The following is a 12,009-nucleotide window of genomic DNA, read 5'->3' as shown; positions in this document are numbered from 1 at the left end:
AAAGTTCGTAGTAAGGACTTCAGTCCTTCTTGATTTTTAAATTGAGCAGGACTAAAGTCCTTACTACAAACCAGATAAGATTATTTACCAAACCAATCACTCATTTTCTGCTGTGCTTGTGCTTTAGTCTCAGCATTAATGTACACTGAAACAGTAGCAATCGCAGTCAGCAACACCCCCAAATCGTCTGTAAATCCGACACCGACTAATATATCTGGAATCGCATCAACTGGAGATATAAAATAGGTCAAAGCTCCCACAACAACGGTTTTAGCCCAAGCAGGTACGTTGGGATTTTGAGCAGTGTAATAAAGAGTCAAAGCTTTTTCAACTACTTCTCGGCCAGCACTTAAAGCAAACTTTTTAAGTTTTGCCCAAAAACTTTCATCGGAATAACCTGGTTGCGGATTGGTGAGGTTTATTGTGGTTCTTTTAGGGTCGATTAAATCGAGAGGAATGCCCTTATTTTTGAGCTGGGAAATAGCAGTATTAAATGATGCTGATGCTTGATTGTTGGTGGGTGCAGCCTCCTGTAGTTGTTTCATGTCTGCGAAGAATTCTTGCATGGCTTGAATTTGCAAATCGGAAACTGCGAGCATTTTTTTCGCGGATTGAATCGCCTCGCTTTCTGTGGGATGCAGGGTATTATTTACCAAAGCAATGCCGATTAAAAAATACATGACTCCCAAGCGCAGGGGTTCTTTTGACTGACTGAGTGTTGGCAAACAGTCGCCCAGAGATGGTGGAGTCGCAGTGTAGGATTGGATTTGAGCCTTGGCTGAATCGGAAAACTTGTCTAAATTTATGGTTTTAAACAACAAATTTAGTTCGTCAATATCAACGGAACCGTCGGCGGCTGCGATCGCAAATAAAGAACCGTAAAAAGCTAAAAGTTCGGTTTCAGAAGATGTAGCAAAAATATCTTGTTCGGACATGATGCAACTTGGATCGATCGCGAGTATCTCGATCGTACCACAAACCTGACCTCGAATCTTCGCAAAAACCGGCAATAATCTTAGAAGCTAGGACAAAATGGAGAATTTTTGATGAAAGTTGCGATCGTCGGCTGCGGTTATGTGGGTACTGCGACAGCGCGACATTTACGCGGTAAATCTGATTGTACTGTGACGGCGACAACTACGACGGCGAGCCGAGTTAGTGAATTGGAGGGTGTCGCCCAGCGGGTAGTTGTGCTTAAGGGAAATGATGCAGGTGCGATCGCGAGTTTGCTGCAAGACCAAGATGCAGTTATGATGTGCGTCGGTGCTCGAAATGCTGATGCTTATCGGGAAAGTTACTTAGAGACTGCGACAACTTTGGTATCAGTTTTACAGCAGACACCGACAGTCAAGCAGGTAATTTATACGGGTACTTATTCAGTCTACGGCGACTGTCAAGGTAAAGTGGTAGATGAAGAATCGCCCGTCGCGCCCGCCAATCCCAACGGTGAAATTCTCGCCGAAACCGAACGAGTTTTATTAGCAGCATCGAGTCCAAACCTGCAAGTTTGCATTCTCCGTTTGGGTGGCATTTACGGGCCCGGGCGAGAATTAGTTAAAATCTTTGGACGTTGGGCGGGGACAACTCGTCCGGGCGCCGGGGAAGATGCGACAAATTGGGTGCATCGAGATGATATTGTTGGGGGATTGACCTTTGCATTAGACAATAGATTGCAAGGGATATATAATTTAGTCGGGGATGTGTCGCTATCTAGTAGCGAATTAGTCGATCGCATTTTTGAAACTCACAATCTACCGAAAGCTACTTGGGATAAATCTGTGAGCAGCGTGCGCCCTTATAATGCGAGGGTATCGAATCAAAAAATTAAGGCGGCTGGTTATCAATTCATCCATCCTGAAATTACAGAGTTTTAAATATAGTAGTTTTCAGAAAGATGAGGTACGTTGTTGGGCTTCAGCCCTAAGAGTTTCAGTGGTTATGTAACCTGTCAGTCATACCTCATCTTTTTGAGAGAGGCTATACAAATCATTTTGTATTTGCTGTCATCGTTTTTGCCACAGATATAAGCTGATCCTGAGTTAAATCATCCCCAGGATTGGCAACTGGGCCCCAGTTTGTATATTGAGTGGATCTGCCTGCACGTATTGCCACAAAAGCTCGAATAGATTCCAAGTTACCGCGAGTCATTTCAAAATAAGTGTAGGTAGCTCCCCAGCACAGAAATTGATTGGTAATTCCTCCGATTCTTCCCTTGCCTAAATCCATAATTTTTACCAAAGAAACAGAGATATTTCTTTGACAAGCTTTGTCATAATAAGAATAAGCTATCGGAGCCTTCTCATTGTATTTATAGTTAGTTGCAAATATTGTTAGCTCAGAGGGAGTCATAGCGAAACAAGGATTTGCTGCGAACAGAAAAACAATTGTAGTAGTTAGTAATTTTTTCATGATTTGATACCAGAACCGGGTTTCTGACCCCCTTTCTCTTTTAGTCGGCGCAGGCCGACTTTGTTTGTGTAGACGCGGTTTCAACCGCCTCCTTCATCAAGGGGATACTCGGATTTAGTATGAAACCTTTTCTATACTTTCTCCTTAACCCAAGTCCTAAAAGATTTCAGCAAAGCCATTTCCCCCATCGTTTGAGTGCGAGTGAAAAAAACAGCCATTTCCGCTGCTGATACAAAGGGAAAAGCAATACTAAAGTCGCGCTCAATATATTTGGTTTCAACCAACTGATAAAATTTCAAAACTCGCCCGTTATACAGCCAGAGTTCCGGGACTCCAAGTGCTGAGTAAAGTGCCAACTTATCAACTGAACTGCTGGTAATATCTATTTCAATTGCTAAGTCGGGCGGTGGGGCAGTTTCTAAATCCAGTTCTTGCCTGCCTCTAACTGCTGCTTCATTTTGGATATAATAACAGTTATCTGGTTCTATACCTTTTTTTGCATTTTTGAGTTTGAGAGTAGTTGAGCCAGCACTTTTAATTTCAATGCCGAGTTCTTCTGCTAGAGCAAGGATGAAATTACCGAAATTGCTCTTGTAGTTCTCATGTTCAAATAGTGGCGCCATAATTTCCAGTCTCCCTTCATCGTAAGCTATGCGATAACCTCGCTTATCGCCTATTTCTTTGAGCAGCGTTTCAAAGGTCTGCCAGCTAATGTTTTCTAGCAGGGTTCTCTGTTCGGCTAAACTTGAAGTGGTAGCAATCATCTCAAAATCTCCTTGAGCTGAGAAAACTCTAGTTTTATTGTATCACGGTCAAAGTTAGTTCCAAAAGGGCGTTCTTTTTTGAACCGCAGGTGCACGCGAATGAACGCGGATGCTGGAAGGGTATTGAGAATTATCCTTCTTACACAATTGTTATAGCAATCCTCTCATTATTTTCATAATTATGGTAGGGGTTCTTTAAGAACCAGGTTGCCCCGATAGATAGGGGTAGGCACGGGGGCACTACCCCTACAAATCTTCATCAATCATTTAGGATTGCTATAGTTTAATTTCTGAAAACCTTTGAGCTTCCAGAATGTAGCTGAGTATAAAAAAACACCGATAAATAGCCCGGAAATAGAACCAATAACAGCTCTAACAACTATCCCCGAAAAACTTCCATCCTCGGCTAGGTGTAATTTTATCGCAATTGCTGCAAAGATACCAGATGTGAGTAAAATGCAGCCAGTTGCTAATAATTTCCAGGAAATAGGTAGGGTTTCTTGCCTTTGGCGAGGTTGAGTGTTGAGTAACCATACTAAAAACCAAATCGACAAACCGCAGAGTCCGAATATGCCACTTCCATATTGAAGTAACTTGTAAAGTGGCAGAGATACAATCTTAGATTGCAGCAGAGGAAAGTTGACGACAAACCACCCTGTGGAATGAGTAAAATCATCCCAAACAATATGACTGATGCCACCGATCGCGATCGATGCTATAATTATTAAAAATCTAGATAATGGAAAAAACGAGAATCGCTTAATTGGTGGCAGTCTGTCGGCTACCTGTGAGGGAGCAAGTGCCACCAGCGGATGCTTGAAAACCAAGTGAAACACTAGCAACAGCACCAGGGAACAGGGTATACCTTCGACGAATACTCCTTGGAAACTGTGTCCAATACTTCTGACTGGCTTTAGGGCGATAAAGTATTGCAAATCGGGTATCATTGTCCCAATTGCGATCGCTAATAAATCCAATTTTCGTTTAGACAGCAACCAGATGGGCGCGGCGGCGATGGGATGTGCAATTGTAAAAGGCATTCTGCTCAACTGAATCTTGAAAAAAACTTTGGTAACTGAGGTGGGCAAATGCCCACCCCACAAAGCTTAGCAGAAACAATTGCTTGAAAGCCCGCCCGCCCGATCGGGAGAAATTAAAATCAGACTATTCATTACTCCATTCATCGGAGTTAAGGGTAGAGGTAGCTCTCCTTCTGTCAACTGTCAACTGTCAACTGTCAACTGTTCAACCCATCATCTCACCAAAAAAGTCGATCGTCTCTTTGAGTGCTTTGACAAACACATCAATCTCCTCACAGGTATTGTAAAAATACACGCTCGCCCGCGCCGTAGATGAAACGTTCAAATAGCGGTGCAAAGCTTGCGTGCAGTGATGTCCGGAACGAATCGCGACCCCCTCCTGATCCAACATCGTAGACAAGTCTTGAGGGTGAATTTCTCCGGCGGTAAATGATGCTAGCGCTGCCCTACCTTCACCGTTGCTGTCTGGTTGCGGCCCGTAGATTTTGATCTCGGGAATTTGCCGCAACTGTTGGAAGAGATAACCTGTCAAGTCGGCTTCGCAAGCGTGAATCTGCTCCATGCCTATGTTATTAAGATAGTCGATCGCAGCACCAAGGGCGATCGCCTCACCGATTGCCGGAGTACCCGCCTCAAACTTGTGCGGCAAATCAGCATAGGTGGAATATTCTAGAAACACATCAGCAATCATCTCGCCGCCGCCGAAAAACGGAGGCATTTCTCTCAGCAAGTTTAGTTTACCGTACAGAAAACCGATACCAGTCGGAGCGCACATTTTGTGACCGGAAGCAACCAGCCAATCGCAATCGATTGCTTGCACGTCTACTATCATGTGCGGTACGCTTTGGCAAGCATCAATTAAAACTTTGGCGCCGAAACTGTGGGCGATTTTGCAGATTTCTTTAACTGGATTGATGCAGCCTAAAGTATTGGAAACGTGAACCACAGACACCAACTTAGTTTTGTGGGAAACCAGCGTTTTAAACTGTTCCAAATCAAACTCGTAAGTTTCGGTTAATTCAACAAACTTCAACACCGCACCGGTTTTTTGAGCAATCATTTGCCAGGGAACGAGATTGCTGTGGTGTTCCATCACCGACAGAATAATTTCATCTCCCGCTTGCAGATTGCTTAAACCCCAAGAATAAGCAACTAAGTTAATTGCTTCCGTGGCGTTGCGAGTGTAAACAATTTCTTGCCGCGATGCTGCATTGATAAATGCTGCAACTTTATCTCTCGCACCTTCGTAAGCATCAGTCGCTTTGGCGCTGAGAGTGTGGGCGCCGCGGTGGACGTTGGCATTGTATTGTTCGTAGTAATCGCGCCAAGCGTTGAGTACAGCTAGGGGTTTTTGGGAAGTCGCTGCGTTGTCTAAATAAATTAGCGGTTTACCGTTGACTTTTTGGGTCAAAATTGGAAAGTCGGCGCGAACTTTTGAGGCTAGAGTTTTTTCTTGAATAAGTGTCATATTTTCTGAGTTAACAATGAGAAGTTATTTGTTTGCAAGATTAGGGCGCAATTCCATTTTAAACGATTAAATAGGTATGTTGTTGGGCTTTAGCCCTCTTTATAGATACGTCCAAAGAGGGCTAAAGCCCAACAACGTACCTTGATTAATTATAGCATTTGCGGCCCAGACGCGAACCGACCTTTGAGCGATGCTTTTGGTAGTTTCCATTTTTTCCAGACAATAAAACCAACCTAGGGGTTGTCAGGTTAATTGATTGGACGCGGCTTTGATGAGGAAAGCAGTGCATTTAGCTTTTGGGATTTTGAAAATCCCAAAAGCCTTTCGAGTCTAATTATAGCTTTTCTCTAAAAGATGAGGTATGACTGACAGCTTATATAACCACTAAGAGGGCTGAAGCCCAACAACGTACCTTACCTATTTGAGAAGGGCTATAACCTTGATTAATCGAGACACTACCTACAGGATTTTACTAATCTTTCACCGGCCGCATTGTCGGGAACATTACGGCATCTCGGATGCTTTGAGTGTTAGTTAAAAGCATGACCAATCTGTCTACGCCGATGCCCATTCCCGCGCAATTCGGCATTCCCAAAGATAGCGCTTGGATGAAGTCTTCATCCATGGGATGCGCTTCGTCGTCGCCTGCATTTTTCTGCGCTAGCTGTTCTTCAAAGCGCTTTCTTTGCTCCTTCGGATCGTTTAATTCCGAGAAGCCATTCGAGTATTCTGTGCCATTAATAAACAGCTCAAAACGTTCGACAAATCCCGGTTTGCTGCGGTGTCCTTTGGCTAAGGGACTGACTTCGACGGGATAGTCGATGATGAATGTCGGTTGAATTAGTTTGGGAACAACTAATTTGTCAAAAACTGCGTACAAGACGTAGCCTAAACTTTGTTGTTCTAACTTGGACAGATGTAATTCTAGCTTGCTGGCATTTGCGATCGCACTTTCGAGATCCAAACTGTCAAAATCCAGCCCAAACTCGTCTCTGACAGCTTCCACCATCGTTTTCACTTGCCAGTGTTTGCCGCTAAAACCGGGATATTTGTCGCTGTAGTCGAATTTGCGCTCTAAACTGATGCTTTCTCCCTGATTTTCAATTTCCAAGACATCCCCGAAAACAGCCGCCGCCGCAAAACACATCACATCTTCGACAACTGTTAAAATGTCGAACACATCTGCATAAGCTTGGTAAACTTCTAAGGAGGTAAACTCGGGATTGTGAGTGCTATCAATACCCTCATTTCTAAAGGCTTTCCCGAGTTCAAATACTCGCTCAAAACCGCCGCAAATAGCTCTTTTTAAGAACAGTTCCGGTGCCACTCGCAAATATAAATCCACTTCCAAAGCATTGTGGTGCGTCATGAACGGCTTAGCAGCAGCACCGCCGTAAATAGCTTGCAGTGTCGGTGTTTCTATTTCGTAAAAATTGGCTTTCCAGAGATAGGAACGGATGCTTTGAACGATGCGGCTGCGCTGCATGAAACGGTTGAGCGCATCTTGGTTGCTAGCCAAATCCATTTCGCGGTGGCGGCGGCAAACTTCGGGGTCGTTAATGCCGTAATAAGAGTCGGGAAATTGAATGGTAGCTTTTGATAACAGCGTGAATTCCCGCACTAAAATAGAAAGTTCTCCCCGGGGCGTGCGGCAGGCGATGCCTTGGACACCGACAAAATCGCCGATATCAAGCAATTTTTTAATTTGTTCAAAGCTCAAACCGACTTCACCGGTGACGATTGCTTTCTCGATTTTGAGTTGAATTTTGTCTGTGGCGTCTTTTAAATCGATGAAACCAATTTTGCCGCTGTCTCGCTTGGAAATAATCCGGCCTGCTAATCGCAGGGAAATTTCTTCGGGATCGCTTTCTCCATTGGCGAGTTCTTTTCCCGGCTGACTAAATATTTCGCGAACTTGTTGGGCTGTGTGCGATCGCGCGTAGGATTGGCTAGGATACGGTTCTATGCCTTGCGATCGCAGTTCGTCTACTTTTTGACTGCGGACTTCGGCTTCACTCAGAGTCATTACTTATTGCCTGGTTAAAATTACCAATATCTTACATCTTGCACTATTCTCGTGCTGGTGCTCCGGGCGGGCTCGCCTGCCAACCCCACCAGAAAATTCACTTCTTAAGGGACAAGCATCTTGCCTGTTCCTGACCAAGCTGCAAAATGTGAGAAACACTAGACTTTATCATAACCGCGCAACAGGGATGAATTTTTCAAACAACTTAAGATACACTTGCGATCGTCAGGCGTGCCTTAACTGTTGACTAACATCTGCGATCGCAACCGCCACATCCGGCGCAGACTTAAATAATGTCACAAATAAAAACTCAACTCCTTACAGATAAACGGTTTGATTCCCACACATAACTGCCAACTGTCAACTGTCAACTGTCAACTGTCAACTGCCAACTGCCAACTGTCAACTGCCAAAGCGGGCGAAACCTTAAAAAATTAAGTTGTCTGTCGATCGCAAGTGGTGAGATGATATGTAGTGCAGCCTCACGGCAGTTCCACAGAAACTGAACAGCAGGGACGCGGGCGATCGAACTCGACTCATCGCACCTCTGCCACAAGCGACCACACACACTCTCTTACATATAAAAACCAGAATTATGGCTGTTGCAACTCAATCACTCGAAGAACTCTGCATCAACTCTATCCGCTTTCTCGCCATCGATGCGGTAGAAAAAGCAAAATCAGGACACCCTGGACTGCCGATGGGCGCTGCGCCTATGGCCTTCGTGCTGTGGGATCGGTTTATGCGGTTCAACCCCAAAAACCCCAAGTGGTTCAATCGCGATCGCTTCGTCCTCTCGGCCGGCCACGGCTGTATGCTACAGTACGCCCTCATGCACTTGACCGGCTACGATAGCGTCAGCCTCGACGACATCAAGCAATTCCGTCAGTGGGAATCCAAAACCCCCGGACACCCAGAAAACTTTGTCACCGAAGGCGTAGAAGTTACTACAGGCCCTCTGGGACAAGGCATTGCTAACGCCGTCGGTTTGGCAATGGCAGAAGCTCACCTCGCTGCTAAGTTTAACAAGCCCGGTAACACCATTGTTGACCACTACACCTACGTCATCATGGGTGATGGCTGCCACATGGAAGGCATTTCCGGCGAAGCTTGTTCCTTGGCTGGACACCTCGGACTCGGCAAATTAATTGCCTTGTACGATGACAATCACATTTCCATTGAAGGCGACACCGCCTTGGCTTTTACTGAAGATGTCGGCAAGCGTTTTGAAGCTTACAACTGGCACGTTATTACAGTAGACAATACTGCTCTAGACAATGATACTAATTTAGAAGCAGTTCACAAAGCTATTGAAGAAGCCAAAAAAGTCACGGACAAACCGTCCATGATTAAAGTTCGCACAATCATTGGTTACGGTTCTCCCAACAAGCGCAATTCTTACAGTTCTCACGGTGCTGCTTTGGGTACCGATGAAGTGAAAGCAACTCGCGATTTCTTGAAATGGGAATACGCACCATTTGAAATTCCTGCTGATGCTTTGTCACACTTCCGCAAAGCAGTAGAACGTGGAGCTTCTGCTGAGCAAGAATGGAATGAAGCTTTTGCAGCTTATAAAGCAGCATATCCTGCTGAAGCAGCGGAATATGAGCGCACCGTTGCTGGCCAACTTCCCGAAGGTTGGGATAAAGTTCTCCCGACTTACAAGCCGGAAGATAAGGCAGATTCCAGCCGGAATCATTCTGGAAAATGTTTGAATGCTTTGGCTGCTGTCCTACCTGAATTGATCGGTGGTTCCGCTGACTTGGCATCTTCTAACATGACTTTGCTCAAGGGTGAAAAAGATTTCCAAAAAGGTCAATACGAAGGACGGAACCTGCGCTTTGGTGTGCGGGAACACGCCATGGGCGCGATCGCCAATGGTATGCTCCTCCACGGTGGCTTAATACCTTACTGCGCCACATTCTTAGTATTTGCCGACTATATGCGCGGCGCAATTCGCCTCTCCGCACTCTCCGAAGCTGGTGTCATCTATGTCATGACTCACGACTCCGTAGCCTTGGGCGAAGACGGCCCCACTCACCAACCAGTCGAAACCATCGCTTCCCTGCGCGCCATCCCCAATTTGTTGGTGATGCGCCCTGCGGATGGAAACGAAACATCCGGTGCTTACAAAGTGGCAGTTGAAAGCCCCAAACGCCCCACATTAATGGCTTTGTCTCGTCAAAACTTGCCCAATTTGGCCGGAAGCTCCATCGAAGGAACAGCCAAAGGTGCTTACACTTTGTCCGACGACGGCGGCACTCCCGACATCATTTTAATCGGCACCGGTGGCGAAACATACCTCTGCGTTGATGCCGCTGAAAAATTGCGCGCCGCAGGTAATAAAGTCCGCGTCGTTTCGATGCCTTGCTGGGAATTGTTCGACTTGCAAGATGCCACTTACCGCGAATCTGTACTACCAAAAGCTGTTACCAAACGGTTAGCAGTTGAAGCTGCTTCTAGCTTCGGCTGGGGACGTTATTTGGGTTCCGAAGGCGACAGCATCAGCATCGATACTTTCGGCGCTTCTGCACCAGGCCCCGTTGCTCTAGAAAAGTTTGGCTACACCGTTGATAATGTCGTAGCTAAGGCTAAGGCGCTGTTAGGCTAAGCTGTTAGGCTAAGCTGTTAGGCTAAGCTGTTAGGCTAAGCTGTTAGGCTAAGCTGTTAGGCTAAGCTGTTAGGCTAAGCTGTTAGGCTAAGCTGTTAGGCTAAGCTGTTAGGCTAATAAATAGCAGCAGCATAATTTTGGGTGGGGCGGGCTTCTGGCTCGCCCCTTTTTTTATTAGGTAAAGAAAGTTCGGCAACGAGCAATGTACGGGATGTAACGGATTGTATAGAATAAGGCTTGAGTTATCGTCGCGAGAGAAGAAAGAAGAAGGAGAAGATAAAACTTCAACCCGCTCCCGGCGCGTGAGTGTTTGTTTGGCGTGCGAATTCCATTCACCCGGTCTTCTGTATATTTCAGAAATTTGAGATAAGTTATAAGTGATTGGGTTAAATTTCCATTCCCCATTACCCATTAGTGTCAACTTAACGTTAAATATACTGCCGATCTACTATTTGACCATTAGGCCTAGATCCCCCCTAACCCCCCCTTAAGAAGCTATGCTTTATAAACATCTTTCTTAACAATAAAGTTGACAAAAATCAACATCTGTGCTGTTAAACGAACGGGCGATCGCCCAGGAATGAGGTTAAAATGATCAATCAATGGGTAAGACAAGAATTAGAAAAAACTGAATTGGGAGACGCAAGAAGGACAAATAGATTCATGAAAATTGTTTCTAATTTGAGCAATAAACCAGAATCTAGCGTCCCAGAAGCTAGTGGAACGTGGGCAGAAACTAAGACTACTTACGATTTCTGGGATTCACCATATATCAAACCAGCTCAGCTTAGGAAAGGACACATAGATGCGACGCTTTCAAGAATTAAAAATTATCAAATTATCTTAGCAATACAGGATACAACGGAATTAAATTATACTACGCATGAAGCAGTCAAAGGAGTCGGATATCTTGATAATAAATATGCTCATGGATTGAAAGTACATTCAAAGGAGGCAGCAACAACAGAGGGGCTACCATTAGGCATTATCGACCAAATTGTAGCGTGGCGTTTACTTTATATTACTTATCTAGCTCGTAGCGAGACTAATGTCAGTTGTGAAATTATGTTATTACCTCCGGAATGGCAGGCTCTTTATGCCAAAAATCATCACAAAAGTTATCCTCATTCTTACCCGCCAACTTTAGGAGAAGCGGTTGGTTGGATTGCTAAATTGGGAGGTTTTTTGGGAAGAAAACATGATGGTTTTCCGGGAGTTAAGACCTTGTGGCGTGGATTGAGAAGATTGGATGATATTATGATGGGTTGGCTGCTATTTAATCAACTTAAAACAACTTGAATTGGTATTTTGCCAGGGTGAAAATAGCTGTGATGACAAATTGTGTTGATGACGTAAGTGATAATTTTGGCAAACCGCCACCAATGGCAGAAAAACCTTAGATTGCTATTTGTCCAAAATGCGATCTCGGGGTTTTTCCCGAGAGCACTTGAGCGAACTTATTGAAAGAGGGAGACATCAATGAACATTCTTTGCACCAGAATTCGTATTCGATCAGAATTTATCTCCCCAATAGCTCTTACACCAGTAGTTACTTTTGTCAACTTTCTTGTTAAGAAAGATGTTTATAAAGCATAGGACTGTCAGGGGGATAAGAGTCTTCTCTTTCGTCAACCCCTCTACTCCCCCATCCTCGGGGGATGCGAGGGGGTTCAGGCCTCAACGGTAAACGA

The 12,009-nt window shown here is 44.9% G+C and carries 10 protein-coding genes; 3 read left to right on the top strand and 7 right to left on the bottom strand.

Features of this window, described 5'->3' with window-relative positions; all coding sequences use genetic code 11:
- Window positions 1-80: 80 nt before the first annotated feature.
- Window positions 81-935 (bottom strand): DUF1232 domain-containing protein, encoded by an 855-nt coding sequence (locus QZ938_RS08325; protein WP_293363329.1) that lies wholly within the window; start codon window positions 933-935, stop codon window positions 81-83.
- 111 nt (window positions 936-1,046) lie between these two features.
- Here QZ938_RS08325 and QZ938_RS08320 point away from each other — a divergent pair, with 111 nt between their 5' ends.
- Window positions 1,047-1,874 (top strand): SDR family oxidoreductase, encoded by an 828-nt coding sequence (locus QZ938_RS08320; protein ID WP_293350702.1) that lies wholly within the window; start codon window positions 1,047-1,049, stop codon window positions 1,872-1,874.
- A 112-nt stretch (window positions 1,875-1,986) separates the two neighbouring features.
- On the opposite strand, the gene QZ938_RS08315 is transcribed toward QZ938_RS08320, so the two are convergent.
- The 6 genes from QZ938_RS08315 to QZ938_RS08290 form a co-directional block, all read right to left on the bottom strand.
- Entirely contained in the window at window positions 1,987-2,349 is a 363-nt protein-coding gene (locus QZ938_RS08315) for a hypothetical protein (RefSeq protein ID WP_293365415.1), read from the bottom strand.
- A 191-nt stretch (window positions 2,350-2,540) separates the two neighbouring features.
- Window positions 2,541-3,173: a Uma2 family endonuclease gene (locus tag QZ938_RS08310; RefSeq protein ID WP_293350693.1), complete on the bottom strand. Its 633-nt coding sequence runs from the start codon at window positions 3,171-3,173 to the stop codon at window positions 2,541-2,543.
- A gap of 263 nt (window positions 3,174-3,436) precedes the next feature.
- Window positions 3,437-4,213: a DUF4184 family protein gene (locus QZ938_RS08305; RefSeq protein WP_293350691.1), complete on the bottom strand. Its 777-nt coding sequence runs from the start codon at window positions 4,211-4,213 to the stop codon at window positions 3,437-3,439.
- 205 nt (window positions 4,214-4,418) lie between these two features.
- Window positions 4,419-5,681, bottom strand: coding sequence for a SufS family cysteine desulfurase (locus QZ938_RS08300; protein ID WP_293350689.1), 1,263 nt, complete (start codon window positions 5,679-5,681; stop codon window positions 4,419-4,421).
- Window positions 5,682-6,153: 472 nt separating this feature from the next.
- The gene (gene lysS, locus QZ938_RS08295) at window positions 6,154-7,707 is read right to left on the bottom strand and encodes a lysine--tRNA ligase (RefSeq protein WP_293154420.1); all 1,554 of its coding nucleotides are present in this window, start codon (window positions 7,705-7,707) and stop codon (window positions 6,154-6,156) included.
- 367 nt (window positions 7,708-8,074) lie between these two features.
- Window positions 8,075-8,275: a hypothetical protein gene (locus QZ938_RS08290; protein WP_293154423.1), complete on the bottom strand. Its 201-nt coding sequence runs from the start codon at window positions 8,273-8,275 to the stop codon at window positions 8,075-8,077.
- Between the two features lie 27 nt (window positions 8,276-8,302).
- Between QZ938_RS08290 and tkt the strand changes: the two genes are divergently transcribed.
- The gene (gene tkt / locus QZ938_RS08285; protein ID WP_293350687.1) at window positions 8,303-10,318 is read left to right on the top strand and encodes a transketolase; all 2,016 of its coding nucleotides are present in this window, start codon (window positions 8,303-8,305) and stop codon (window positions 10,316-10,318) included.
- Between the two features lie 594 nt (window positions 10,319-10,912).
- Window positions 10,913-11,617, top strand: coding sequence for a transposase DNA-binding-containing protein (locus tag QZ938_RS08280; RefSeq protein WP_293154514.1), 705 nt, complete (start codon window positions 10,913-10,915; stop codon window positions 11,615-11,617).
- The last annotated feature ends 392 nt before the right edge of the window (window positions 11,618-12,009 follow it).

It is taken from the genome of Microcoleus sp. CAWBG27 (assembly GCF_020883145.1).
Classification (GTDB): domain Bacteria; phylum Cyanobacteriota; class Cyanobacteriia; order Cyanobacteriales; family Microcoleaceae; genus Microcoleus.
Note: the sequence above shows the minus strand (reverse complement) of the source record. Positions and strands in the feature narration are given on the sequence as shown.